Raw genomic sequence first — 26,865 nt, forward strand, 5'->3', positions numbered from 1 at the left:
TCTATTTATTTACAAAATAAATTTATTCTTGACTTTTCGTTTTTTTTCAACGAAAGATGTGCTATCGGGGATTTGCCCGCAACTTTTTCTTTTCTGGTGGAATCATGCTGGAATACCTGCGCATACGCGGCCTTGCGCTCATAGACGACATGGAGCTGGAATTCGGCGAGGGCATGAACGCCCTCACGGGTGAAACCGGCGCGGGCAAAAGCTTCATCCTCAAGGCCATCAACTTCGTCCTCGGGGACAGACTTGCCACCGACATGGTGCGCCCCGGCCGCGACAAGGCGCAGGTGGAGGCGCTCTTCACCCGCAAGGGGCCGGAAGGTGAGGAGGAAGTGGTGCTCAGGCGCGAGCTTTCCGCCGCCTCCGGGCGCAGTCATTTTTTCCTCAACGGTTCCCTCACCTCACAGGAGACGGTGCGTGCCCTGCGGGGGGATCTGCTCTTCCACGTCAGCCAGCACGGGCAGCAGCGCCTGCTCCAGCCCTCCTATCAGGCGGCGCTCATTGATTCCTTTCTGCCGGATCCGTCCATCGTGACCCGGAAGGATGCCCTCCTCAGGGAACTGAAGGTGGTGGCGGAACAGCGCCGCACCCTTCTTGCGCGCATGGACATGCTGAGCGAGAAGAGGGAACTTCTGGAAATGCAGCAGAAGGAAATTGAAAAGGTCGCGCCTGAGGAAGGCGAGGAAGAACGCCTGGAACAGGCCCGCACCGAGCTGAAAAGCGTGGAGCGGCTGCGCGGGCAGTACGAACAGGGGCTGGAACTCATGCTGGGCGGCGAGAATGCAGGCCTTGCCGCGCTTCTGGGGGAGCTGGAACGCCTGCTTCACGCTCTTTCGCAGGAAGATGAGAGCTTTGCCCCTTCGCTGGAGGCGCTGCTCAACTTTGAGGAAGAGGCCCGGGAACTCACGCGCCGCTTCCGTACCACGCCTTCTTCCGGGAGCGAATACGACCCGGACGAGCTGGAGGCCCGCCTGTACGAGCTTTCTCAGCTCAAGCGCCGCATGCGCCGCTCCATCCCGGAAATTCTGCGCCTGCGCGAGGAAATCACGGAAAACCTCTCCTTCCTCGATGCCTGCGGGCTGGACCTGCACAGGCTGGAAAAGCAGGAGCGGGAACTTTCCAAAAAACTTCATGCGGTGCTTGAAGAATGCAATGCCCGCCGCAAGGAAGCCGCCACCCGCTTCTGCCTTGCCCTGGAAAAGGAACTTGCCGGGCTGGGATTTTCCGAACGGGTTCATGTGGAGCCGGAATCCACGTCCCACGAGGTATGGCCGCAGGTGGAAGACAAGGTGAAGGTGATCTGCCCCGCCTGTGTGGAAGACCGCTACCGCCTGCTCTGGGCCCCCAACCCGGGCCAGCATCCGCAGCCGCTGGATAAAATTGCCTCCGGCGGTGAGCTTTCGCGCTTTCTGCTGGCCGTGGTGGGCGTACAGAACACCAGTGAAGACGCCACCCTTATTTTCGACGAAGTCGACGCGGGCGTGGGCGGCATGACGCTGAACCGCGTGTCCGACCGCCTGCACGAACTCGCCTCCCGCCGCCAGCTTCTCATCATCACCCACTGGCCGCAGCTCGCCGCCCGTGCAGCGCAGCATTTCCAGGTGTGCAAGGAAGAACGCGGCAACGAAACCTTCACCCTCTGCCGCCCGCTGGACGCACACGCCCGCGCAGAAGAACTCAAAAGAATGGCCGGGGAGGAAGGCGCACCCGGACGGGAAACGGAAGCCGCCCTTCGCCTTTATACGCAGGCAAGCCTCCTGTCCTCGCTCAGGCCGGATTCCGTTGCCGGTGCAAAGGCTCCGCACGGGGAAATCCTGTCCGTACCGGACGAAGCGGCCTCCTGACGACGCTTTTTGTGCAGGCGGAAAACTCGCCTCCCCAAGGGGACACCCATGACCGGCTGCCGCATCGTGGCTGTAGCCATGGAGGCATCGCGCTCTGCCGTTTTCCGCCATGCCCCTGAGGTGCCTTGTGGCGGCACCTTCGAGCTGGATGAACAGGTTCTGCCCTTCGTCCGCGGCGGCCTCTCCTTCCCCCTGTCCCTCCCCTGTGCCGTCCCGCGCGGCGCCGTGGAGAACATCCGCTGCCGTTTTTCAGCGGCAAAGCTGCTCATGTGGAGCGCATGCGCATCTCTTTCACCGGCCGGAAGGGAAACGGACTTTTCAGGGCAATCGGGGCAGACAGGCAAGACGGCAGGAAAAAGCATGCGGTACGGAAAAAGGTGCGGCCCGGAAGGAACAGCCACCGGATGCCGGATAAGGCCATATTCCTTTTCTCCCTCATGGCCCGGGGCCTGCATCGGGATTCCCCCCTTTCCGGCAGCACGGAGGGCCGCCGGGGCAGGCATCAGCACAGACAGGATGCTTCCGCCCTGCTCCGTGCAGGTGCATCCTTATCTCTGCGGGCGGCCTCCCACGCCTCCCGCACATTTCCGATGCGCAGGGGCAGGCGTCCCCTTTTCCGGAGACTAAAAAAGCCTCCCGGATTCCGCAGAAAGGGTCGTTCCGGGTAAAGCCGCACCTTATCTTCCGCCGGATACGACAAAAGCACCGCCCGGAAGATTCCAGAACGGCAGGCGCCCCAAAGGCCGCTTGTGCAACGGGAAGAAAAACGCTTTTGCCCACGCCTCGGGCAGAGGCTTTTTCCACGTCAATCGTGGTGATAGGGCATGTTTCTGAGCAGCGTTTCCGCACGGTAAAGCTGCTCCAGCAGCACCACGCGGGCAAGCTCATGGGGCAGCGTCTGCGGGCCGAAGGCAATGAGGTGACGCGCCTTTTCCCTCACACTGTCGTGCAGGCCGAAAGGTCCGCCCACAATAAAGCACGGGCGGCGCGTCGCATCGGTGGACATTCCGTCCAAAAAGCGTGAAAATTCTCTGGACGTCATGGAACGGCCCTTCTCATCGAGGCAGACCACGATATCCTGCGGCGTGAGCGCCGCAAGGATGCGCTTTCCCTCTTCCTCCACACGCCGGGCCACCGGCAGAGCTGGGTCGGAATCGCGGATGATGGTTTCCGTCATCTGTCTCCAGCGGGAAAGCCGTTCCATATAATGGGCCGCCGCATCCTTCCAGAAGGTGGCGTGCGGCCTGCCGACCGTCATGATTCGCAATGGTTTCAAACTCATTCGTCCACTATAGGCTCACCTTTCCACGGAGGCAAGCGTGACTCTTACAAGGCAGGAAGCATTCCGCCGCATATGTTCGGGCGGAGTGCTCGTTTACCCCACGGAAACCTTTTTCGGCATCGGCTGCCGTGCCGACGACGAAGCGGCCGTGAAGCGCGTGTTTCAGTGCAAGCGCCGCCCGCTGTCCATGCCCCTGCCGGTCATTCTCGGCAGCGCGGAACAGCTCGGGCTTGTGGCATGTCCCGGCCCGGAACTTTCCGGCGACCTTGAACTTCTCACCCGCTTCTGGCCCGGCCCCCTTACCCTGCTTCTTCCGGCCGTGTCCGGCCTGCCTGAGGTGCTTACCGGCGGCAGCGGCCGCATCGCCGCCCGCGTAAGCTCGCACCCGGCGGCCCGGGAACTTGCCCTCGCCTGCGGCTTTCCCATTGTTTCCACAAGCGCCAATGTCAGCGGCAGGCCCGCCGTCACCTGCAAGGACGCCCTCGACCCCGAGCTTATCTCTTCCCTGCAGAGTGAAACCGACGGCGTGTTCGACGCCCTCCCCGCTCCCGGCGGCGGTGAAGCCAGCACCATAGTCGAACCGCTGGGACAGCGCCGCCTGCGCCTGCTCCGGCAGGGCGCCCTGCCCGTATTCTCCCTTGAGGAGGCGGGCTTTACCCTTCTGACCAATTCTTCCAAGGATCAAGCATGAATCATCCCCGCTACTGCCCCTCCTGCGGCACGCTCGTCGTCAAATACAGCAATCCTCTGCCCACGGCCGACGTCATCATTTATGATGAAAAGCACGGCATCGTGCTGGTGAAACGGGGCACGCCGCCTCTCGGCATGGCGCTCCCCGGCGGTTTCATTGAGGAAGGCGAAAGCGCGGAACACGCCGCCGTGCGCGAAATGAAGGAAGAAACCGGGCTGGACGTGGATCTTGAAGGGCTTCTCGGCGTGTATTCCTGGCCTCTGCGCGACATGCGCTGCCACACCCTCACCACGGTGTTTGTGGGCCGCTGCGCGCACCCCGAGCTCCTTCAGGCCGGAGACGACGCGGCCGACGCCGCCTTCTACCCGCTGGACAATCTGCCCGGCCCGTTCTGCTTCGACCACGGCCGCATCATCGGCCACTTCCGCGACTATGTGGAGGGCCGCCGCCCGCTTCTGCCCTGTGCGGAAGATCCTTCCCTCGACTACGGCGACATTGCCTATACCCGCCCCTTCTAGCCTCTGGAGTCGCCATGTTCCACTACGGCCGCAATTCAGCCGAAGAACAGGATGTCTGGATCAGGGAGCATTTCCACAGCCGCACCGCAGGCGCGGAATTCATGCTCCCCTGGACCATAGATCTCTGGTTCGGCACCGTCACCGCGCTGAAATCGCTCTTCACGCCCGCCGAACTGAAAACCATCATTGAAGCCCACAAGAACATCGTCATCGACACCTCGCACCTGCGCCTCACCCATCTTCTTCTGCATGTGATGGAACAGTGCGACAGAAAGGAACTGTATAAGAAATACGGCAGCAGCCCCCGCAGCCTCGAAACCAAGTTCCGGCAGCTCGACGACGCGCAGGCCTCCGTGCTCATACTCTGGGCCTCGGCCTTCTGGCGCAGCCAGACCTGTTCCGCGCAGGCCATGGAAAAATACATCGCCGTCAAATGACCCTGCCCTGCGGCGCGCCCGGAGCAGGGCGCGCCGCACGCAGAAAAACGCCCCGACAACACATAAGCCGCGGCCCCGCGCCACGCCTCGTGCAGGATTTCTCATGGCCGACTATACGCGCAACCGCATGTTCTTCGCCTCAAGCACCACCTTCATGCTGGCTGTGGCCGGCTACATGTCGTTCAGCCTTCTGTGGCATGAACCGGTTCCCCTCTTCTGGCGCATCCCCCTCACCGTTCTGCTGCTTCTTGTTTCCCAGACCATCACGGGGATGCGCCTGCTGGTCACCTTCCGGCCGAATCTGCCCCTGCGCCTGATGCGCGCGGGGGGCTTCATCTCTTCCGCCTTCATGGTGCTTTCCTGGCTCGTGCTTGTGCGCGACGTTGTTCTCGCCCTCACCCTTGCCCTTTCCATGGTCATCCCCGGAACGGAGCATGCAACGGATACCGTCTTCAACGCCCTTGTGTCCGTTCCTGCGGAACTTTCCATGGTGCTCTTCAGCTTTGCCGCCGCAGCCTTCGGCATGGCCCGCGCTCTGGCCATACCCTCGGTGCGCCGGGTGGAGGTGCCCATACGCGGTCTTCCGCCGGAACTGGAAGGGCTTTCCATCGCCCACCTGAGCGACCTGCACATCGGTTCCACCTTCACCGGAGAATGGCTCGAAGAGGTGGTGCGCCGGACCAACGCGCTGGAGCCGGATTTCACGCTCATCACCGGCGACCTTGCGGACGGCACGCCGGAACGCATCGGCCGCTTTCTCTTCCCCGTCACCGGACTCCGCGCCCGCTTCGGCGTTGCCGTGAGCGTGGGCAATCACGACTACTATTCCGGTCTGCGCTCATGGGTGGACACCTGGCGCAAATGGGGACTCACCGTCCTTGCCAACGAACACAGGGAATATCATGTGCGGGGAAGAAACGTGATCATTGCAGGCGTAACCGACCCCTGCGCCGTACTCTTCCGCAGTCTTGATCCCTCTCTCGGTGCGCCCGATACCCGGAAGGCCCTTCAGGGCGCAGGGGAAGGACTGCGCATCCTCATGGCGCACCGGCCGGGAAGCGCGGAACAGAACGCCGCGCTGGGCTGTCACCTTCAGCTTTCCGGCCATACGCACGGAGGTCAGTTCTTCTTTCTCTTCCCCCTTGTTTCCCGCATGAACGGAGGCTTCCGTTCCGGTCTCTATACGGCGGGTTCCATGCCGCTGTACGTCAGTCCCGGTACGGGCATGTGGGGATATGTGCCCATGCGTCTCGGTGTGGCGGCGGAAATCACGCTGCTCACGCTCAAAGCCGCTCCCCAGCCCCCGGCCCGGGCATAACGCACAGCACCGTATCCCGGAAGGCCTTGCAAAACGCGCCTTCCCCTCCTTCTGCCGCCTTTCCTGTGCCCGGCTCCAGAATTTCGCCGGACATGGCCGGCCTCTGCCCCGGCGCCCCCTTCGCGGATAAGGCACGCCGCAGAATCCACGCCCGGAGGAAGCCTGCCGAAACGGTAAAAAGGCCCGGAACGGGCCGCCCCCTTATAAAAAAACGGGCGCAAAGGCATCATACGCAACATGCCGCAGGACATTTCCTGTCCTGCGGCATGTATTTTATAAAGAAAGCGTCACAGAAGCCGGTGAAACGCTATGAGCCTTTGCCGCTGCGCGGGGTATCCCGGCCCGCCGCGTCGGTCACCAGACTGCGGAGCTTTCCGTAACCCTCTTTTTCCATGTTCTCATAGGGAATGAAGCGCAGCGAGGCGCTGTTGATGCAGTAGCGCACACCGCCCCGTTCCGCCGGGCCGTCAGGAAAGACATGGCCGAGGTGGGAATTGCCCACCCGGCTGCGCACTTCCGTCCGCCTCAGCCCGTAACTGGTATCCGGGTATTCCACGATCACCTCAGGGACCACGGGTCTGGAGAAGCTGGGCCAGCCGCAGCCGGAATCATACTTGTCGGAAGACAGGAACAGCGGTTCCCCCGTGACGATGTCCACATAGAGCCCGGGTTCGAAAAGATGATCGTACTCACCCGAAAAGGCATATTCGGTACTGCCCTTCTGCGTGACGGCGTACTGCTCTTTGGTGAGTCTGGCCCGGAGGACCTCATCCGAGGGCCTGGCATAGTCGGCAGGATCAATCAGCGGAGCAAAGTCCGACAGGCTGGAAAAATCGATGTGGCAATAGCCTCCCGGATTCTTCACCAGATAATCCTGATGATAGTCTTCGGCCAGATAGTAATTCTTCAGAGCAAGCAGCTCCGTCACAATGGGAGAGCTGTACTTTTTCTGTTCTGCGGCCATGACGGAACGCAGGACCGGAAGATCGGCCTCATCGGTATAATAGATACCGCTCCGGTACTGGCCGCCCACATCGTTTCCCTGCCGGTTCAGAGACAGCGGGTTGATGATCCTGAAAAAGTGTTCGGTAAGCTTCTTCAGGTCGACCACGGAGGGGTCGTAGACCACATGGGCGGTTTCCGCATGGCCCGTCGTGCCGCTGCACACCTGCCGGTAGGTGGGGTGATCCACGGTGCCGTTTGCATAGCCGACCGTCACGTCGACCACGCCCGGTATCCGGGAAAAATAGGCTTCCACCCCCCAGAAGCAGCCGCCCGCATAGAAAATCTCTCTCAACTGCGCGGCATCCGCGCGCTTTCTCCAGCCCTGATCTTCAATTGCAGAAGGAGTATTCATACCTGTTCCCTTCACCTCACCGGATGTTACGGCAAACACGCCGGAAACGGAAAAAAGCAGCACTCCGGCCATACCCATCAGCAATAACGCTCGTTTCATTCCGGCACCTCCCGGTTCTTCGACAATTCGTCAAGCTTTTTCTGTATCTCGTCGTTGTTCATGTGTCCTATGTGCACCGCCGCCACCTGCTGATCCGCATCCAGAAACACCGAGGTGGGATAGGCCTGAATGCCGTACTTGCGGCCCAGCGCTCCGTCGTCATCAAAGAGCACGGGAAACGACAGGTGCTGTCCCGCCGCCCACTCGGAAAAGGTCTTCCGGTCCATTTCGTTATGACGGCCCGGAGCCACCACGGAGTAGATCACCACATCGTCACGGCCGGCACTGGCCCCGGCCAGTTCCGAAAACTCATCCAGACCGGCCAGGCACAGCGGGCACCAGGTGGCCCAGAACTTCAGATAGACGGGCTTTCCCGCCCAGTCCGAGGGCTGCACATACGCACCGCTGAGCGTGTTGCCTTCCACCTGACGCTGCACGGGCGCCTGTATCTGCCCGGCGATCATCCAGATGCCCATGGCGACCACGAGAACGCCTCCCGCAATCCTGATCCTGTCGAGATAGGGGTACAGGCCCCGGAGCTTCTTCAGAAGCACCTGAGAACCGACCGCCAGCAGCAGAAACGGAATGGCAAAACCGGCCACATAGAAAAGAAGCAGAAGGCCGCCCGAAAACGCGTCCCCCTGTTGCAGCGAAATGCCGAGCACCATGGCAAGGGCCGGGCCGACGCACGGCGTCCAGCCGAAGGAAAAGAAGAAGCCGAGGGCAAACGCACCGAGCAGGCCCCTGCCGGGAACCACGGGAGAGGAAAAGGCCCGGGTACGGTTCAGCACGGGGATTTCCACCAGCCCGGTCTGATGTATGCCCATGAGCACGATGGCCGCTCCGCAGAACAGCACAAAGAATCTGCTCTGAAAAACGGCTCCTGCGAGACCTGCGCCGACGCCCATGATGAAGAACACCATGGAAACGCCCGACACAAAGGCAAGCGTTTTTTTGACCCTGTGCGCGAGCGCAGAGCGGGAAGCCTCGCCTTCCGAAGAAAAATATCCGAAATACAGCGGCAGAAGCGGCAGAATGCAGGGCGAAAAAAAGGAAAGCAGCCCTGCGGAAAATACTGCCGTACAAAGTCCGAAATGAAGATTCAAGAAATCACCTCCTGACCATCAAGACATGATGAGCATGTGTCTATGGCGGAAACGGGAACGATGTGCGGAAGGCGGGAGACTGCCCCTGCCTCTCGCACATCGCGGCGCCTCCGGGCAGAAGAGCATGGACGCCCTCCATCGCCCCGGAGCCGTTTCCGGTTTTCATGAAACGGAGGAAAGGCTTTTGCCCATATGCCTTTCTTCCGCGACTCTGCCTCTCTGCGGATGCGCCTTTCTTCCGGCGCATCCGCACGGTAGCGGCGCTCCACAGACGTTTCGCCGCCGGCTGTCGCGGCGTTTCCGTCCCATGGCCTGCGCCTTTCCCAAATAGGTGCCCGGGCGCCCGCCTTCCTCCGCGAAGGTAAGGCCCCGCGTGGTACACGAGCATATCTTCTGCTCCCACTGCGCCGGCACGGATTGTGCCGCGCTCCTCACAGCGCTTCCCCGAAAAAACGGCTTTTCCCGAAGAAGACGACATATCTCCCCCTTCTTTTCTGACCGCCTCCTGCCGGAAATTCCCGGAAGAAAAGACGGCACAGACCAACCCCGCCGCCATGGCGGAAGCACCCTCGGGAAAAACTCCCCGGAAGCCCTGCTGCAGAGGCCTTTCTGCAGGCACTCGTACTCCGGCAGGCCCTCTACACATCCTGCCCCCCGCATGTTGCGGACGAAGCCGCACATTCCGCACGGCATTGCGGGCAGAGATACTGAATCCTGAGCTCGTACCCCTCGATGGGAAAACCTGTCTGCCGCTCCAGATCCGCCGTGATGTCGGAAAGATGAATATCCGCAAGCGCGCCGCAGCGGCGGCAGAGCAGATGATCGTGGCGGGTGATGTTGTCGTAGCGGTCAGGGCTCCCTTCCACACTGATTTTATGGATTTTCCCCTGCTGATGAAGTCTGTTCAGATTATTGTAGACCGTGGCCAGCACCACGGACGGAAAGGTCTGCCTCAGGGTGAAGAACACCTGTTCCGCCGTCATGTGCGCGTTGGCCGTGTTCACTATTTCCAGAATGCTTTTTTCGTATCTCATATCTGTTCACCGAAATTAGAATTATTCTATTTCTAAAAAATAAGGAAACCGTTCCCGCTCTGTCAAGCATTTTTTCTTATCTTTCCGGCAGGTTCGACCGAATGCGGCGGGTCCGGCGCTTCCCCGGAACAGCATGGATATGCCCGCAAAGCCTTCTGTTTCAGGAGAAGCCTTTCTTCCGCACAGAACGCCGCGTGCCGCAGAGGCGTATTTCCTGCCGGGGAGTGCCGCCCGCACAGTGCCTGAGGCCGCCCCTGCTCCTCGCCTCCGGCGTCAATCGTTCACGGAAAAGCCCGGGCCGCATGCAGGAGGGCCCGCCTTTCTGCGCCGCCTCTCCATGAGCCGTGCCGTACCGGACTTTTGATCTGCGGCCTGCGCTCTGCGGCGGCGCTCCGTGTTCCCGGCACAAAACCATGCCGCGCGGCACAGGAGCATGGATACCGCCCCCCGCAGGCACACGCGCATGCCTGTGCGGCAGAAAAAACGCTCCCCCGTTCTGCACGCCACGCAGGATCGGCCTTTTCGGCGCGCCCTGCCCTGCCCGAGGCCGGATGACGGGACACGTCCGCCCTGCGCATAAAAAAAACACCCTTCCGGGACGGGAGCCGCAACGGCTCTGCCATACCGGAAAGGTGTTTTTTTTTAGAAAGCATCCCCCCGTTTCCGGGGGGGATCATCATGGCGATGCCGCCACGGAAACGGGGCGGAACAGGAAAGGAAAACACGAAGAGCGCATGTCTGAGCACCCGCCTGTTTCCGGCGGCGCGCCCTCGATGTTTTCCGGCATGCTTCCCGCCTACTGACGGGTGAGCCTGCGGTACTTCATGCGATGCGGAGTATCGGCTTCCTTGCCCAGTCTCTTGCGGCGGTCTTCCTCGTACTCGGAGAAGTTGCCTTCAAAGAACGTCACCTGCCCCTCATCCTCAAAGGCGAGAATATGGGTGGCGATACGGTCGAGGAACCAGCGGTCGTGGCTGATGACGAGCACGCAGCCGGCGAAGTTCTCCAGCGCATCTTCCAGGGCGCGCATGGTGTTCACGTCGATGTCGTTGGTGGGTTCGTCGAGCAGCAGCACGTTGGCGCCGGATTTGAGCATGCAGGCCAGATGCACGCGGTTGCGCTCACCGCCGGAAAGCACGTCCACCTTCTTCTGCTGATCGCCGCCCTGAAAATTGAAGCGGGAACAGTAGGCGCGGGCGTTCACTTCCCTGCCGCCGAGGCGGATGAAGTCGTTGCCGCCGCTGATGATCTCGTACACGGTCTTGCCCGGTTCCAGAGAGGCGCGGTTCTGGTCCACATAGCCGAATTTCACGGTTTCGCCGATGCTGAGCGTGCCGGAATCGGGCTTTTCCTCGCCCACCAGCATCTTGAAAAGCGTGGTCTTGCCCGCGCCGTTGGGGCCGATGATGCCCACGATGGCGCCGGGCTGCACAAGGAAATTCGCCTTTTCCACCAGCACCTTGTCGCCCATGCTCTTGCAGATGTCGCGCGCTTCGATGACGGACTTGCCCAGACGCGGTCCCGGCGGAATGTAGATTTCCAGATCAGGGGCAAGGCGTTCGCTCTCATGGCTCAGCATGGCCTCATAGGCGTTGATGCGGGCCTTGCCCTTGGCATGGCGGCCCTTGGGGGACATGTGAATCCATTCAAGTTCGCGGGCCAGCGTCTTGCGGCGTTCGTTGTCGGCCTTTTCCTCAAGGGCGAGGCGCTTTTCCTTCTGTTCCAGCCAGGAGGAATAATTGCCCTTCCACGGAATGCCGCGCCCTCTGTCCAGTTCCAGAATCCAGCCCGCCACATGGTCGAGGAAGTAGCGGTCGTGGGTGACGGCGATGACCGTGCCCGGGAAGTTCTGCAGATAGCGTTCCAGCCACGCCACGGATTCCGCATCCAGATGGTTGGTGGGTTCGTCGAGCAGAAGAATGTCGGGGTTCTGGAGCAGCAGGCGGCACAGGGCCACGCGGCGGCGTTCACCGCCGGAAACCACGGAAACCGGCGTATCGCCGGGCGGACAGCGCAGCGCGTCCATGGCCATTTCCAGTCTGGAATCCAGATCCCAGGCGTTCATGGCGTCCATTTTTTCCTGCACTTTGGCCTGACGCTCGATAAGGGCGTCCATATCGGCGTCGGGGTCGGCGAACTTTTCATTGATCTCGTTGAACTCCTTCACAAGATCCACGACTTCCTGCACGCCCTCTTCCACCACTTCGCGCACGGTGCGCGTTTCATCCACCAGCGGTTCCTGTTCAAGGTAGCCTATGGTGTACCCGGGCGCCACCACGATGTCGCCGTCGAAGGCCTTGTCCACCCCGGCCATGATCTTGAGCAGAGAAGACTTGCCCGCGCCGTTGAGACCGAGCACGCCAATTTTCGCGCCGTAGAAATAGCCCAGGGAAATATCCTTGAGCACCTCCCGCTGACCATGGCGCTTGGTCACGCGGCTCATTGAATAAATGACTTTATCCGGCTGATTGTCGTTTGCCATAGCGTTTCCATAAAGGTTTTCACCGCCGGGAAGGAGCCCGGCAGCGGAACGGAAGAACGTTCAGGGAAAAGGCACGAAGCCGAAGCCGGCTGCAGCGGCGCTTTTTCCGTGAAGGCTCTGAAGTTTTGATTCTCGCAGAAGGGCGGCGGCTTGTCCAGACAAAAACGCGCCTGCTCCGCCCTCTCCCTTCCGGAAAACAAGGCGGAAACAGGCCCCGCTCTTCTGTATGAACGGCGTTGAAGAAGGCCGAAACAGGCGGTGGGGTTGACTTCATTCTTCGGCAGGCCTATATTGCAGAGAAAGCATTTCCTGATGCCCCGCTTTTCTGGAAGTGAACTCACCCTTTCGAGAAGTTGGGCCTCTTTTTTTGCATCTCTTCTGTTTGAAGGTATCTGCCATGAGCACGCCTATTTCCGTCCAGGGCTACAAAAAGCTGGAAAAAGAACTTGAAGCGCTCAAGAAGGAGCGCCCTGCCGTTATTCAGGCCATCAAGGAAGCCCGTGAAGAGGGCGACCTGAAGGAAAACGCCGGTTACGACGCTGCCCGTGAACGCCAGGGTTTCCTTGAAGCGCGCATCAACTATATTGAATCCCAGCTTCCCCAGTACACGGTCATCGATCTCGACACGCTCCAGAGCGAGAAGGTCATCTTCGGCGCTACCGTGCATGTGGTCGATGTGGACACCGACGCGGAACGTCAGTTCACCCTGCTCGGCCCCGATGAAGCCGACTTTGCCAAGGGTTCCATCTCCATCAATTCTCCCGTGGGCCGTGCCCTGCTGGGGCATGAGGTGGGTGACGAAGTCACCATCGACATCCCCCGCGGCCGTGTCACCTACGAGATCACGGAAATCGAATTCCACGGGGTCCGCGACTGATCCGTCCTTTCCGGCATGTATCAGGAGCCCTCGCCATGTCGGGGGCTCTTTTGTTTCGGGCCAGCGCGTCCGAACTTTCGCAGATCAGGCAGGCGCGCCGTCCAAAGCGGTACGGCGCCCTTTCCGTGCGCCTCTGCCGCTCCCCGTATGCTTCAGCGCACGCGGCCTCCGGCCCGAAGCCATGCCCCGTCCGCCTTGGAAAAGGGCGCCGCTGAAAAAGCTTCTGCCGGGAACAGCGCACCTGCATGCAGGCCGGGCTTCGTGACGGAAAAAAGGCGTTTTTACATGAAAATGAATGTCTTTTTCGTATTCTTTGCCTGCCCTGCCCTCTGAAAGAGCGCTCCGGACAGAAGTGCGGCCCCTCCTGCCGCCTCCCCGACATGCCTTTCTGCCGGATCGTGCAGAAAAGCCCCGCGTCAGGCCATTTTCCAGTCTCTGATGCGTACGTCCACGCTGGCCGCGCCGTTATACATGTCGATGGCAGGGCTGTAGGCCAGAACCACGCGCCTGCCCTCCAGATCGGCGGGAAATTCTCCGGCCTGACGCCATGCCTTGGCCTGAAGCGTGATGTTGCAGCTCTCGTCCGTCAGTTCCAGCAGCACATGATTCTTCTGCTGGCCGAAAAGTCTGCGCCTCTTCACCAGAAGCGGGGGGGACTGGAACACCGGCTCAGGATTCCCCACGCCGAAGGGCTGCATCATTTCCAGTTCCTTGAGAAAGACGAAATCCGCCGCTTCCCGGAAGCTGAGTTCATCGTCGATCATCTGCACGGCAGGCACGGGGTCGGGCCCCAGTTCCTCGCGCACCACGTCGAGAAAACGGGTGCGGAAGGCTTCCAGCTTTTCCGGTTTCAGGCGCAGACCGGCGGCCATGCGGTGCCCGCCGCAGGCCAGCAGGTCTTCCGAACAGCGCATGAGACCGGCGTGCAGGTTGAACCCGCTGATGGAGCGGCCCGAACCTTTCAGGGTGTCGCCGTCGGTACAGAGCACCAGCGTGGGCTTGTGGTACTTTTCCACGAGACGCGAGGCCACGATGCCGATGACGCCCTGATTCCAGTCTCTGCCGGCAATGACCAGCGCCGGATCATGGAGCGCGCCTTCGGCCTGCACCATGGCCTGTTCGGTAATGCGTTCCTCTTCCTGGCGGCGCTGCGTATTGTAGGCATCCAGCGCACGGGCGAATCCCGCCGCGCTGTCGCAGTCTTCCGCACAGAGAAGAGCAAGCGCGGTTTCCGCCGAGGCCACGCGGCCCGCCGCATTGATGCGGGGCGCAAGGCTGAAGATCACCTGCCCTGCGCCGAGGGCGGCCAGGGGCGCAAAACCGCTCACGGCCTTGAGTTCCGAAATGCCGGGCCTTTTCGCCTCGGCCAGCACCAGAAGACCGTTCTTGACGAGAATACGGTTCTGCCCCTCAAGTTCCACCAGATCGGCCAGAGTCCCCAGCGCCACCAGATCCAGCGTGCGGCGCATATCCATGCGCGGCCTGCCGCCTTCGGCAAGGCGGGAGTTCAGCTCCGCCATGAGGAAGAAGGTCACGCCCACGCCGGCCAGCGTCGCGCAGGGGCAGTCCCCGAGCTTCGGATTGCACAGCACGGTTGCGGGGGGCAGCAGTTCCGGCGGAAGATGATGATCCGTGACCACCACGTCCATGCCGAGTTCCCTTGCCCGCGCAATGGCCGCCACATCGGAAATACCGCAATCCACGGTGAGCAGCAGGGAAACGCCCTGCCGTGCCAGTTCCTCCACGCCGCCCGCGTTCATGCCGTAGCCTTCACTGCGGCGGTCGGGAAGATGACGGAGCGCGTCAAAGCCGTGATGATGCAGCACTTCCAGCGCAAGGGCCGTACTGGTCACGCCGTCGGCGTCATAGTCGCCCCAGATGGCCATTTTCCGCCCTTCACGAAGCCCCCGGGCCAGCACGTCCGCCGCCTGTTCCATACCCGGCCACAGCGCAGGTCTCGCCAGATAGCGAAGCCCCGGGCTGAGATATTCCGCCATGGCTTCCGGCCTGTCCAGCCCGCGCAGCCAGAGAAGGCGCGCAAGCCGTGGCGAAACGCCGCAGCGTCCGGCCATGGCGGCAAAAGAGGCGGGCATGGGCGCGCCGTCCCTGCGTGTGCGGAATATCCAGTCCTTGTTCATGATGTCCGGCCCGGGGCGTGCGTGACGCCCGACGCTGAAGTTTCCGCTTCCCTGAAGAAGCACAATTATGATGGAAAGTGTATTTAAACTTCCGAAAAAAGCAACGATCCGCCCTTTTCGCCGTCACGGCGCAGCAAAAAAACGGCGCGTCGCCCCGCCCTTTTCCCGCAGGAAAAACGCCCCGGCAAGGCCGTTTCCGGGCGGCAGAGCAGGCAGGCCCTTCCGCCGCGGAAAAACGCTATGCTCCGCAGATGCTCCGGGCAAGCTGGGGCTTGAGGGAAGGCTGAAGCGTGGACGCCAGATAGAAGGAGCGGAGCTGGTCGTAGGCCATGTCAAGATCGTCGTTGACGATGACGGCGTCAAACCAGTGACTGCTCATGATTTCCGTTCTGGCATTGGAAAGCCGTATTCTGATGGCCTCCTCGCTGTCCGTGCCGCGTCCGCGCAGGCGACGTTCCAGCTCTTCCATGGAAGGCGGAAGAATGAACACGAAACGGGCTTCGGGCAGGGAAAGGGAAAGCTGCGCCGCACCCTGCACGTCGATGTCGAACAGCATGTCCTTGCCGAGAGCCAGGCGGTCACGCACGGGCTGAAGCGGGGTGCCGTAAAAATTGCCGTGCACCTCGGCCCATTCGGCGAAATACCCCTGCTCCCTCCGTGCCACAAAGGTTTCCCGGTCAAGAAAGATATAGTCCACCCCGTCCTTTTCCGTACCGCGCGGCGCGCGCGTGGTGCAGGAAATGGAGAACTCCAGAGGAAATTCCGCCGTGAGGCGGCTCACCAGCGTGGTCTTGCCCGCCCCGGAAGGGGCGCAGATAACAAAAGGCAGGCCGCGACGCGGGCCGAAATCAGTCTTCATGTCTCATCCTCGTCTTCATCGCTCTTCTGCGCCGCCCCGGCAATATGCTCCGGACGGGCGGTAGGTGCGCGGCATGGCAGGCCCATGCCGGAAATACTGTCTCAAACGTGCCCTTTTCCGAAACCGCGTCACGGCCCGGAAAAAGCGCCGCTCCGCTATTCCAGGTTCTGCACCTGTTCCCGGCATTTTTCCAGTTCGTTCTTGCAGTCCACCACTATGCGGGAGACCTGCGCATCCTGTATCTTGTTGCCGCAGGTGTTGATTTCGCGGAAACTTTCCTGAAGCGTGAAATCAAGCTTGCGGCCTGCGTCCTCACCGCTTTCCATGAGCGAGGCGAGGCGCAGCAGGTGGGAATGCAGGCGGGTGAGTTCCTCGGTCACGTCCAGCTTGTCGGCCATGATGACCATTTCCTGCAGAAAGCGCCCCTCATCCAGTTCCCCGCCGAGATTGCTCAGCATGTCGGAGAGCCGCTCGCGCACCTGCTCGAAGCGGGCGCTTTTAATGGAAGGAGCGCGCTCCTCAATGGCCGCGACCCATTCCGCCATGCGGCTGAAGCGGCATTCCAGATCGCGGGCAAGGGCAAGGGCCTCGGTTTCGCGCGATTCGTTCCAGTCCACGAGCGCCGCTTCCAGACCGGCGGCAAGGGGACCGAACAGGGCTTCATCGTCGCTTTCCCCGGAGCTGGTCCACAGCGAGGAAACATCCAGGAGCGCCATGTAGTCCACTTCAAAAATATCTCCCCTCGATGAGGCGAAGGCCTTCACGGCGTCCAGCATGGCCGAGGCATGAGCGGCATCGAAGGCCGCACAGGACTCCGCCGTGAACTGAAGGTTGAGCGAAAGCTCCACCCTCCCGCGGGAGGCGAAACGGCGCACGATTTTCTCAAAGCGGGCCTCCATGTTGCGTGCCTGCGGGGGCAGCTTCCACTTGAGGTCGAGAAAACGGCTGTTGACGCTGCGGATCTCCCAGGTCTGAACCACGGTGCCGTCGTCCTGCTGAAAACGCCCGAAGCCCGTCATGCTGCGAAGCGGCATATCATTCTCCTCATGGATGTTGTGATGTGTCTTCTTCCCCAAGGGGGCGCACTATAAGCATATTTCCTTCAACTCGCAGGGGCTTTGCCTCCACAAGCTCATGATCCCCGCCGCAGGGAGCACACGAAGCGTTCTCCATGCGGCAGTCGGCATACCATTCATTGTTGCCGTGGCGCGCGTCGGTATTGTCGAAGGCCACCTTCATGGAAGGCACGGCAAGCTGATCGTGCAGAAAGGCGGCGTGCTTTTCCGCCATGAGGGCGCGCACTCTGGCGGCATGCTCCTGCCGCACCTTTTTGGGCAGCTGCTCCGGCAGCGCGGCCGCACGGGTGCCCGGACGCACGGAATAGGGAAAGACATGGGCGTACGTCATGGGAAGAGCGCGCAGCATGTCCAGCGTTTCCACGGTCTCTTCCTCACTTTCGCCGGGGAACCCCATGAGAATGTCGGCCCCCAGCCCCATGACGGGCCAGAAACGGCGCATCTTTTCCACGGCTTCGGCCACGCTCTCCGGCGAATAGGGGGAACGCCCCATGCGCCGGAGCACGGCCATGCTCCCGCTCTGGAGTGAAAGATGCAGATGCGGGCAGAGCATGCGGCACCCTTCCAGCGTTTCCAGGCACTCGTCCACCGTGACCTGAGCAGGTTCCAGAGAACTCAGCCGGAAACGCGCCCTGCCCGCCCATTCCGGAGAAAATTCCGCGTCCATGCGGCGGAGAAGAGACCAGAAATTTTTTCCGTCGCCGCCGTCGGCATGGAACTGACGCAGGTTCACGCCGGAAATCATGATTTCCCGGTATCCCGCCTCAAGAAGCCGCCTAGTCTCGGCAAGAATCTCCTCCACGGGACGGCTCCGCGCAGGCCCGCGCGTGAGCGGAATGATGCAGTAGGCGCAGCCCTGAGAGCAGCCGTCCTGCACCTTGACCACGGGCCTCGCCCGCCGGAAGGATCGGATGGAAAAAGGCGCGAAGCGGGGCCTGTCCTGCTCGGGCACGGAAAAATCCGTCATGGTCATGGGATGCCCGGAAAGCAGCACATACTTTTCCCTCTGGGGAATCACCGCAACCACGCCCGGCAGCACGAAATCCGCAGGATTGGAGGAGGATGCGCAACCCGCGGCGAAAATGCGGGCACGGGTGTTCAGGCGGCCGAGCTTGCGCGCCATCTGCCGCGCATCGCTCACGGCCTCGGCCGTCACCGCGCAGGAGTCGATGAGTATGACATCGGCCTCGGCGGGTTCGTCGGTTTCCACCCCGCCCAGGCTCTGCCACCACTCGCGTATGGCCTGCGTTTCATACTGGTTCACCCGGCAGCCGTAGGTCACGGCATAAAATCGAAACGTTCCTTCCATGCCTCACCCGCCGATCACGGTATAGCCGCGCATTCTTTCCACAAGCAGGCCCTCGGGGTCGATGTCGGGCCTCTCCGCTCCGGGCCTGACGCCGGTAATGACCGCGCGACCGAGAATGATGCGGCCTTCCCGGCCGTCCCTCAGCCTGCTCCGCACGCCCCACACGTCGTGAAAAAACACAGGCGCGCCGCGGAATTCGCCCACATACAGGCCTATGTGACCGGGCAGCCACAAAAGGGTACGGAAGGCCTCTCCTCCGCGGAGAATCGCCTTTTCCTTTTCCCGCGCGTCCATGCCCTCAAGGCTGTGGAACTCCCCGGCCCTGGCCTGGGCGGCGGAATTGCGCGGCAGCCAGATGCCGAAGGCGGCAAACAGGTCGCGCATCATGGCCGAGCAGTCTCTGTTGCCGTACATGCCGCCCCAGCCGTAATTTCCGCCCATCATGCGGTCGCCTATGGCGGCCACGGCCTGAGCGGTGAGAGGCTGAGGCATGGCAAGCATGTCGCCCGCCGCCACAGCAACGCGAACTATCCCCGCCTGCCCGGACACCTCACGCACGGGTACAAGGGCCGTGCCCGCGCCCTCCATGGGCAGCACCGCACCTATGTCTGCAAGGGCAAGGAAGGCATCGCCGTTTCTCAGGGAAACGTCCTCCTTCACCACGGCGCCCAGAGGGGCATCCTGCCAGGCCTTCTGAAACGCCTCGTCCACAAAGGCCACGCTTGAGGCATCCACCCAGCCCCAGGCCATGGGGCTGCATACCAGAAGCCAGGCTCCGTCAAGGCTGGCATGGTACACCATGAGCGGCGTGCCCACATGCAGCGAGCTCTGCTGGAAATCGTCAAAAGGCCAGCCCTGCCCCGCTCCCTCCACACGGGCGAAACGGGGTTTCACGGTAGGCGCAAGGCGAAGGTCGGCCGCTCGAACGGAAACGGCGGGCCTGCCCCTGCCGGAAACGGCGTGAAGCGCGGCGTTGGCGCGCATCTGCTCCCAGGCCGCATCGGACCAGGGGCGCAGGTTCTCGGCATAGCCGCGCCTGCCGGAAGGCCGGTTCAGCACGGCCTCAAATTCCTGCAGCGTCCTGCGGTCGGGCTTGACCGCTCCCCACGGGGCAAAGAAGCGCCGACGGAACTTCGCCATGTCCTTTTCCGCCGCCGCACCGGAACGCAGAAGCGCCCCGCCTCCGGCCTCGCGGGCGAATACGGCAAGATTCTGCGGAATCACGTCAAGATCCGCGACTTCCCCTGCGGCATTCTGCGGCTGAGGCACCTTAGGCTGCTCTGCGCAGCCCGACATCATCACCGCCCCTGCCAGTGCAAGCGTCAGCATGGCGCCGCGACAGGTGTGCGCCGCATACGTTCCGGCCCTTCTGCGGGCGTTCTCCGTCATGTTCATTCCCCGTTCTTCTCCGCACGGTGCAGGGAGCCTCCCACTTCGGGCAGCATCTCGGCATGCACCGCGCCTTCGCTTCCGGCCAGCCTGTGGGCCAGCCATGTATAGCGCCTGCGTATGTGATTGTTTCTCACCGCCGTGGCCAGGGCGCGCCATTCCCCCACAAGCACCACCATCTTCCTGCCCCGCGTCACCGCCGTGTACACCAGGTTGCGCTGAAGCAGCATGTAGTGCTGCATCATGAGCGGTATGACCACCACGGGGTACTCGCCGCCCTGCGACTTGTGTATGGAGATGGCGTAGGCGGGAACCAGCTCGTCCATCTCCTCCCACAGGTAGTTCACGTTGCGGTCGTCAAAGCGCACCGTCACTTCCCGTTCCTCGGCATCAAGATAGATGATGGTGCCCGTATCGCCGTTGAACACGTCCTTGTCGTAATTGTTGCGGACCTGCATCACCTTGTCGTTCAGACGGAACTGACGCTCCCCCCTCACCAGGGAGGAAGGCTGCGGATTCACGGCATCCTGCAGACGACGGTTCAGGCTGTTGACGCCCACGGCGCCGCGCAGCATGGGCGAAAGCACCTGTATATCCTCGGAATGGAAACCGAACTTGCGGGGTATGCGGTCCCGCACCAGATCGACCACAAGATCGGCGGCAGCCTCCGGGTCGTCCTGCTTGAAAAAATAAAAATCGGTCTTTCTGCCGCCGCTCTGATGCAGTTCGGGCATGCTTCCCTTGTTGATGAGATGGGCGTTGCAGATGATGTCGCTTTCCGCCGCCTGACGGAACACTTCCAGAAGCTCCACCACAGGCACCACGCCCGAGGCGATGACATCACGCAGCACGTTGCCCGGCCCCACCGAGGGAAGCTGGTTCACGTCCCCCACCAGAATGAAGGTGGCGCCCACGGGCGCGGCCTTCACCAGATGGTACATGAGCATGGTATCCATCATGGAGGCTTCATCCACCACAAGAAGCCCGCAGGCCAGCGGATTGTTCTCGTTGCGGTTGAAGCCGTCTTCGGAAGGACTGTATTCCAGAAGGCGGTGTATGGTCCTGGCCTCCATGCCGCTCGCTTCCGACATGCGCTTGGCCGCGCGTCCCGTGGGGGCCGCCAGAAGAATACGCGCCCGCGCCTCCTGAAACACCTTGATGATGGCGTTCAGAATGGTGGTCTTGCCCGTGCCCGGCCCGCCCGTGAGCACCATGACCTTGGAGGCAGCCGCCGTGTACACGGCCTTCTTCTGCTCCTCGGCAAGCTGCATGGGCATGGCGTCCAGAATGCGCTTCACAAGCTTTTTCGGCTCCTGAAAACGCACGGACTTGGGGGAATGCAGAAGCCTCTGCATGTAGAAGGCGATCTTGGATTCGTACATGTGATTGCGGGAAAGATAGACGCCCTCATGATCCCCCAGATCCTCGATGACCACCCGCTCTTCCCGCTCCAGATCGTCTATCGCGCCCTCGGCAAGTTCCGGGCTGATGGAAAGCTTGCCGGAAGCCTCCTCCACCAGAAGATTGCGCGGATAATAGACATGCCCGTCTTCCGTAAGGCGCATGAGCGTATAAAGCACCCCGGCCTCGGCCCGGAGGGGACTTTCTTCCTCGAAACCCAGTTTGCGGGCCAGAGCATCCGCCGTGGTGAAGCCTATGCCGTGAATGTCCATGGCGAGGCGGTAGGGATTTTCGCGCACCACGGCAAGGGCCTGCGCTCCGTACTGGCGGTAGATGCGCACCGAAAGCCCGGCGGTCACCCCGTGGGGCTGAAGAAAAATCATAAGCTCGCGGATGCCCTGATGCTCCGCCCAGGACTCCTTCATGGCCGCGAGGCGCTTCTTGCCGAAGCGCGGCAGTTCCAGCATGCGGTCGGGATCGTTGTCCATCACGTCCAGCGTGCTTGCGCCGAAATGGGCCACGATGCGGTCCGCCCATTTGGGGCCTATGCCCTTGATGCAGCCGGAAGCAAGAAAAAGACGTATGCCCTCCTCCGTGGCGGGAAGCTCCTCCTCGCAGGACGACATCTGTATCTGGCGGCCGAATCTGGGATGGCTGATCCAGCGCCCCTTCACACGAAGCCGCACGCCGGGCTGAGCGGAAGACATGCTGCCCACCACGGCCACAGGATCTTCCCTGCCTTCCACGCGCAGCCGGAACACCGTCCAGCCGTTTTCCTCATTGCGGAAAACCACGCGCTCCAGCGTACCGGAAAACTCCTCCGGCCTGTCGGGCCCCTCCTGGGCCAGCATATCCATCTGTTCCATCGTTTCCGCCGCGGGCCCGTTTGCGATAAATAACAGAAAAGCCGGACAGCCCTCTTTCCGGCCTCTTTACAACTCCCTTGCTGTCCTACTATAAACGGGAAATATCATCAAGGCGGGCCCGCCTTCCCGCGTCATGCCAGCGCGAAAGGGCATCGGCCAAGGCCTGCCTTTTCCGCATGCCGCGCCAGCGCCCGGCATGCCCGTAATCCTCAGCAGTCCGGCTGCGTCGAGGCGGCCCGGAAGCGTCATGCCAGCGCGGAAGGGAGATGCGCGGCCCGGCCCGGTCTTCGTTCCGTGAGGACAGTATGCCCGAATTTTCGAGGATAGACCGCCTGCCCCCCTACGCCTTCGCCGTAGTGGGCGACATCAAGAAGCAGCTCCGCCAGCAGAACATCGACATCGTCGACCTGTCCATGGGCAACCCCGACCTGCCCACGCCGAAGTTCATTGTGGACAAGCTGTGCGAAGCCGCACGCAAGCCGGTGAATCACCGCTATTCCGTGTCGCGCGGCATTCCCAACCTGCGCAAGGCCATCTGCGACCTTTACGCGCGCCGCTTCAACGTGCACCTCGACCCTGAAACTCAGGCCATCGCCACCATAGGTTCCAAGGAAGGCCTGGCTCACCTCTGCCTCGCCATGCTGAACCCGGGCGACGTGGTCTTCGCCCCCGATCCGACCTACCCCATCCATGTGTACGCCCCCGTCATCTGCGGAGCGGACGTGTGCCGTATTCCCGTGGCGGAAGGGCGCGACTTTTTTGAAGATCTTCTCACCGCCACCAAGCAGACGTGGCCCAAGCCCAAGCTCCTCATCATAAGCTATCCGCAGAACCCCACTACGCAGGTGGTGGATCTGGCCTTCTTTGAGCGCATTGTGGAATTCGCCAAGGAACACAAGATGTGGGTCATCCACGACATGGCCTACGCGGATCTGTGCTTCGACGGCTATCAGGCCCCGAGCTTCCTTCAGGCCAAGGGCGCCGAAGACGTGGGCGTGGAATTCTATTCCATGACCAAGGGCTATTCCATGGCCGGATGGCGCATGGGCTTCTGCCTCGGCAACCGTGACCTCGTCCATATTCTCACCCGTCTGAAGAGCTATCTCGACTACGGCATTTTCCAGCCCATACAGATTGCCGCCACCGTGGGCCTCAACGCCCCGCGCGATGCGGTGGAAAAAATCTGCGACGAGTACCGCAAGCGCCGCGACGTGCTCTGCTCCGGGCTCAACCGCATAGGCTGGCCCATCGTCCCGCCCAAGGCCACCATGTTCGCCTGGGGCCGTATCCCCGAACCGTTCCGGGCCATGGGTTCCATGGAATTTTCCAAGCTTCTGCTGCAGAAGGGCCATGTGGCCGTGCAGCCCGGCATTGGTTTCGGTCAGATGGGCGATGAGTACGTCCGCTTCGCCCTCATCGAGAATCAGAAGCGCACCCGTCAGGCCCTGCAGGGCATAAAGAAGGTCCTGCAGGAGGGCTGATTCCCTCTTTCCCGGAGGCGGGCATGGCCCGCCTCCCCCGCACGGGAAACGCGCGCCCCGGACACGCGCAGGCGCCGCCTTTCCCCAACCCTCTTTCCTCTCCTTCGGAGCTTTCATGTCTCAGAATCTCTGTATCGGCATAGCCGGCCTTGGTACCGTTGGCAGCGGCCTTGTGGAAATGCTGCAAAAGAATCACGATGAAATTCTGCGCAGAACCGGCCGCGAAATTACCATCAAGACCGTGGCCGTGCACAATATTGCCAGAAAGCGCGATCTGCCGGAGGGCGTCATGCTTACCGACGACGCTCTTTCCCTTGCCAGCGATCCCGACATCCAGGTCGTGGTGGAGCTCATGGGCGGCACTACCGTGGCCAGAGAACTGATCATCCGCTCCATGGAAAACGGCAAATCCGTGGTCACCGCCAACAAGGCGCTGCTTGCGGAATACGGGCGCGAAATCTTTGCTCTGGCGGCCAGAAAGAATGTGGCGCTGGGCTACGAAGCCAGTTCCGCAGGGGCCATCCCCGTGATTCAGACGCTGCGCGACAGCCTTGCAGGCAACCATATCACCTCCGTCATGGGCATACTCAACGGCACGTCCAACTACATCCTTTCGGAAATGAACAGCCACGGCTTCGACTTTCCCACGGCGCTCAAGGAAGCGCAGGATCTGGGCCTTGCCGAAGCCGACCCCTCGCTGGACATCGACGGGCAGGACGCGGCCCACAAGCTGGTACTGCTCATCCGCCTCGCCTGGGGCGTGCATTACGATTTTTCCAAACTCGCCATTGCCGGCATACGCGGGCTCAATCCTCTGGATATTCAGTTCGCCCGTGAATTCGGCTACCGCATCAAGCTCATCGGCCAGGCCAGGGATGAGGACGGCAAAATCGAAGCCGGCGTCTTCCCCGCCCTCGTGCACCACTCCATGCTGCTTGCCCGCGTGAACGGCGCCTACAACGCCGTGCGCATCGAAGGCAACGCCGTGGGCTCCCTGTTCCTGCACGGCCTCGGCGCGGGCAGCCGCCCCACTGCCAGCGCCGTTCTCGGCGATCTGCTCGCCCTTGCCCGCCGCGACAGCGTCAACAGCGCGGAAGCCAATACCGGCTTCATCGACGTTCTGCCCGATGGGGAAATTCTTCCTTCCGATGAAGCCATAAGCCCCTGGTATGTCCGCGCCACCGTGCGCGATACCTACGGCGTTCTGCGCGACATCGCCACCGTGTTCGCCGAAGAGGGCATCAGCTTCGCCCAGATCATCCAGAAGGCGGCCACCCGCGACGACTGTGTTTCCCTCACCGGAGAAGACTGCGTTTCCCTTGTGCTCATGACGCATGAAACCACCGGAAACGCCATTAAAACGGCCACGCGCAGGCTGCATGAAAACGGCACGCTGCTCATCCCCGCCACCTGCTTCCGCATCCTCGCCTCCAGCGGCAACGAGGCGGAAGGCGCATAAGAAGACCGTGAGCTTCCGGCGGCACGCAGAAAGCTCACGGCAGCGAAAAGCAAAAGACCGCAGACCGGCGCGGCGCGCCTGCGTCGCGTATGTTTAAAAGTTCCGTGAAACACCGGACAGACACGCGCCGTTTTTCCGCAGGATGCCGGCCCGCAGGATATTCAACCGCAACTCATCCACCAGAGAGGGAACAACCATGACCACGTTCGACCATGTCCACATCTGCTGCACCGACCTGAACGCCATGATGGAATTCTGGAAAAACGCCTTCGGCGCGGAATTCGTGCGTCTGCGCAAGTTCGGCACGGCCGACGGCGCCGTCCTCACCCTCGCGGGTACGCAGATCTTCCTGAAGGAAATTCCCGAAGGCTCTCCCCTGCCCGATGCTTCCGCCTGCGGCGTCAATCACCTGGGCGTGCGTGTGGACGATCCCAATGCCATGGCCGAAACCCTTGTTGCCCGGTTCGGCGGACGCCTGATCAACAAGGCCAGCGACGACTGCTCCTTTGTTGCCGTGCCCGGAGGCCTTACGTTTGAACTCATGCGCACGGGAGCCGATATCTAGGCTTTCCCCCTTTTCATGAACACGCCCGCGTTGAGCCGTTCACGGCTTTGCGCGGGCTTTTTTATACGCGGACCTCTCCCTCCGCCTTGCGGGACGCATCTTCTCCCCATACGGATACCTGCACATACGTTCAAAAGCACATACGTTCTGATGTTTCCACGGCGAACGGCTGAACACCTTTTCCGGAGGCACTCCGGGGATTTCTGCACTTTCTGCAGAAAACAGGAACGTTCCCGCATGGTTCAGCCATGTTTGCAAAAAAGCAAAAAAAACGCAGAAGAACCTATTTGTTTTATTTTTCACACAATGATGAATATTTGTGATATCTATTCTTCCTGAGAAGAAACACTGTTTTAAACAGCAATCATACCTTTGCAGCACAATTTTTCCGTTTTTTATATATCATGATGAAAAAAATACAGAAAAACCACAGCGTATACTTGCGCATCAAGGGAAAACAAGATACCTTATGAGCTGTTCCATCATAGATTCTCTGTTTCATAACATTCCGGAGGTATCCATGAAATCCTTCATTCCGGCCCTGTTCATGACGCTGATACTCTCCACCACGGCCTATGCCGGATTCAACGGTCCAAGCGACGCCCGCGCCGTGACCACCGTACAGGAAGCCGTTGAGGCCGGTGAAATGACCACCTGCGTGCTGGAAGGCAACATCATCAGACATACGGAAAGGAACCGGTACCTTTTCCAGGATAAAAGCGGTTCCATGGTTGTGGACATCCCGCCGCATGTCTTTGCGCTGGTCGATGTCACGCCCCAGGATCATGTCCGCATCACCGGGGAAATAGGCGGCAAAAAGCGCCCCGACGTGCAGGATCCCCACCTGCGCGTGCGCTATATCGAAAAACTTTCCTGAATCTGACGGAAAAGGCCGCGGAACCTCTGCGTTGTCGCGGCCTTTTCAGCGCCTATCCCGGCCCCCGCGCCCGGGCGGCCCTTCTCCGTGCCCCGGCTTCATCCTGCCCTCTGAAACAGGCTTCCGCCGCCCCGGCAAAAGCACGCCGACTTCCGCAAGCCTGTGTGCTGTGCGGCCTTCCCGCCAGCAGGATGACGAACACCCGCCCCCGGCCCGGACCGAAACTTCCCCTCCGCTCCGGTTCCTGAAAACCGGATACGGACATCAGGATTCTTTCCTTGACAGGGAAACCTCCTGAGGCTAATCTCCCCTCTTGTGTCCTCGTAGCTCAGATGGATAGAGCGACTGCCTCCTAAGCAGTAGGCCGCGTGTTCGACTCACGCCGGGGACACCA

Annotated in this window: 21 protein-coding genes and 1 tRNA gene; 11 read left to right on the forward strand and 11 right to left on the reverse strand. The window is 61.4% G+C overall.

Annotated features, from left to right (window positions below; all coding sequences use genetic code 11):
• Positions 1-104 precede the first annotated feature (104 nt).
• Complete coding sequence (locus Q0K07_RS05270; protein WP_294557372.1) at positions 105-1,850, forward strand: AAA family ATPase; 1,746 nt, start codon at positions 105-107, stop codon at positions 1,848-1,850.
• An 805-nt stretch (positions 1,851-2,655) separates the two neighbouring features.
• Here the strand turns inward: Q0K07_RS05270 and Q0K07_RS05275 are convergent.
• Positions 2,656-3,132 carry a 23S rRNA (pseudouridine(1915)-N(3))-methyltransferase RlmH gene (locus Q0K07_RS05275; protein WP_294557374.1) on the reverse strand — a complete coding sequence of 159 codons (477 nt, stop codon included), beginning with the start codon at positions 3,130-3,132 and terminating at the stop codon, positions 2,656-2,658.
• Between the two features lie 37 nt (positions 3,133-3,169).
• Between Q0K07_RS05275 and Q0K07_RS05280 the strand changes: the two genes are divergently transcribed.
• From Q0K07_RS05280 to Q0K07_RS05295, 4 genes are all read left to right on the forward strand, one after another.
• Positions 3,170-3,823, forward strand: a complete 654-nt coding sequence (locus Q0K07_RS05280) for an L-threonylcarbamoyladenylate synthase (protein WP_294557376.1) — start codon at positions 3,170-3,172, stop codon at positions 3,821-3,823.
• Positions 3,820-4,341 carry an NUDIX hydrolase gene (locus Q0K07_RS05285; protein ID WP_294557379.1) on the forward strand — a complete coding sequence of 174 codons (522 nt, stop codon included), beginning with the start codon at positions 3,820-3,822 and terminating at the stop codon, positions 4,339-4,341. The genes Q0K07_RS05280 and Q0K07_RS05285 overlap by 4 nt, the downstream gene beginning before the upstream one ends.
• Before the next feature lie 14 nt (positions 4,342-4,355).
• Positions 4,356-4,778, forward strand: coding sequence for a hypothetical protein (locus tag Q0K07_RS05290; protein ID WP_294557382.1), 423 nt, complete (start codon positions 4,356-4,358; stop codon positions 4,776-4,778).
• 103 nt (positions 4,779-4,881) lie between these two features.
• Complete coding sequence (locus Q0K07_RS05295) at positions 4,882-6,096, forward strand: metallophosphoesterase (protein ID WP_294557385.1); 1,215 nt, start codon at positions 4,882-4,884, stop codon at positions 6,094-6,096.
• 307 nt (positions 6,097-6,403) lie between these two features.
• On the opposite strand, the gene msrA is transcribed toward Q0K07_RS05295, so the two are convergent.
• The 4 genes from msrA to ettA all read right to left on the reverse strand — a co-directional run bounded on the left by msrA (position 6,404) and on the right by ettA (position 12,174).
• Positions 6,404-7,453, reverse strand: a complete 1,050-nt coding sequence (gene msrA / locus Q0K07_RS05300) for a peptide-methionine (S)-S-oxide reductase MsrA (protein WP_294557386.1) — start codon at positions 7,451-7,453, stop codon at positions 6,404-6,406.
• A gap of 95 nt (positions 7,454-7,548) precedes the next feature.
• Positions 7,549-8,658 (reverse strand): cytochrome c biogenesis protein/redoxin, encoded by a 1,110-nt coding sequence (locus tag Q0K07_RS05305; protein WP_294557388.1) that lies wholly within the window; start codon positions 8,656-8,658, stop codon positions 7,549-7,551.
• A 638-nt stretch (positions 8,659-9,296) separates the two neighbouring features.
• A complete protein-coding gene (locus tag Q0K07_RS05310) occupies positions 9,297-9,692 on the reverse strand; it encodes a Fur family transcriptional regulator (RefSeq protein WP_294557390.1) in 396 nt (131 codons plus the stop codon).
• Positions 9,693-10,488: 796 nt separating this feature from the next.
• The gene (gene ettA / locus Q0K07_RS05315) at positions 10,489-12,174 is read right to left on the reverse strand and encodes an energy-dependent translational throttle protein EttA (RefSeq protein ID WP_294557392.1); all 1,686 of its coding nucleotides are present in this window, start codon (positions 12,172-12,174) and stop codon (positions 10,489-10,491) included.
• A gap of 397 nt (positions 12,175-12,571) precedes the next feature.
• On the opposite strand from ettA, the gene greA reads away from it, so the two are divergent.
• Entirely contained in the window at positions 12,572-13,051 is a 480-nt protein-coding gene (gene greA / locus Q0K07_RS05320; protein WP_294557394.1) for a transcription elongation factor GreA, read from the forward strand.
• 416 nt (positions 13,052-13,467) lie between these two features.
• Here greA and recJ read toward each other — a convergent pair whose 3' ends face one another.
• The 6 genes from recJ to Q0K07_RS05350 all read right to left on the reverse strand — a co-directional run bounded on the left by recJ (position 13,468) and on the right by Q0K07_RS05350 (position 22,080).
• Complete coding sequence (gene recJ / locus Q0K07_RS05325; protein ID WP_294557396.1) at positions 13,468-15,189, reverse strand: single-stranded-DNA-specific exonuclease RecJ; 1,722 nt, start codon at positions 15,187-15,189, stop codon at positions 13,468-13,470.
• Positions 15,190-15,427: 238 nt separating this feature from the next.
• Complete coding sequence (gmk, locus tag Q0K07_RS05330; protein WP_294557399.1) at positions 15,428-16,048, reverse strand: guanylate kinase; 621 nt, start codon at positions 16,046-16,048, stop codon at positions 15,428-15,430.
• Positions 16,049-16,203: 155 nt separating this feature from the next.
• Positions 16,204-17,082 carry a YicC/YloC family endoribonuclease gene (locus tag Q0K07_RS05335; RefSeq protein ID WP_294557402.1) on the reverse strand — a complete coding sequence of 293 codons (879 nt, stop codon included), beginning with the start codon at positions 17,080-17,082 and terminating at the stop codon, positions 16,204-16,206.
• A gap of 10 nt (positions 17,083-17,092) precedes the next feature.
• On the reverse strand, positions 17,093-18,433 hold the full coding sequence (locus Q0K07_RS05340) for a MiaB/RimO family radical SAM methylthiotransferase (RefSeq protein ID WP_294557404.1): 1,341 nt from the start codon (positions 18,431-18,433) through the stop codon (positions 17,093-17,095).
• Between the two features lie 3 nt (positions 18,434-18,436).
• Entirely contained in the window at positions 18,437-19,822 is a 1,386-nt protein-coding gene (locus Q0K07_RS05345; RefSeq protein ID WP_294557407.1) for an NlpC/P60 family N-terminal domain-containing protein, read from the reverse strand.
• A 2-nt stretch (positions 19,823-19,824) separates the two neighbouring features.
• Positions 19,825-22,080 (reverse strand): ATP-dependent RecD-like DNA helicase, encoded by a 2,256-nt coding sequence (locus Q0K07_RS05350; RefSeq protein WP_294557423.1) that lies wholly within the window; start codon positions 22,078-22,080, stop codon positions 19,825-19,827.
• A gap of 314 nt (positions 22,081-22,394) precedes the next feature.
• Between Q0K07_RS05350 and Q0K07_RS05355 the strand changes: the two genes are divergently transcribed.
• From Q0K07_RS05355 to Q0K07_RS05375, 5 genes are all read left to right on the forward strand, one after another.
• Positions 22,395-23,570 (forward strand): aminotransferase class I/II-fold pyridoxal phosphate-dependent enzyme, encoded by a 1,176-nt coding sequence (locus Q0K07_RS05355; RefSeq protein ID WP_294557409.1) that lies wholly within the window; start codon positions 22,395-22,397, stop codon positions 23,568-23,570.
• Positions 23,571-23,685: 115 nt separating this feature from the next.
• Entirely contained in the window at positions 23,686-25,029 is a 1,344-nt protein-coding gene (locus tag Q0K07_RS05360) for a homoserine dehydrogenase (protein WP_294557411.1), read from the forward strand.
• Positions 25,030-25,225: 196 nt separating this feature from the next.
• Positions 25,226-25,594 (forward strand): VOC family protein, encoded by a 369-nt coding sequence (locus Q0K07_RS05365; protein WP_294557413.1) that lies wholly within the window; start codon positions 25,226-25,228, stop codon positions 25,592-25,594.
• 520 nt (positions 25,595-26,114) lie between these two features.
• Complete coding sequence (locus Q0K07_RS05370; protein WP_294557416.1) at positions 26,115-26,471, forward strand: YgiW/YdeI family stress tolerance OB fold protein; 357 nt, start codon at positions 26,115-26,117, stop codon at positions 26,469-26,471.
• A 317-nt stretch (positions 26,472-26,788) separates the two neighbouring features.
• A tRNA-Arg gene (locus tag Q0K07_RS05375) sits at positions 26,789-26,865 on the forward strand.

The organism is uncultured Mailhella sp. (assembly GCF_944324615.1).
Taxonomy (GTDB): Bacteria; Desulfobacterota; Desulfovibrionia; order Desulfovibrionales; family Desulfovibrionaceae; genus Mailhella.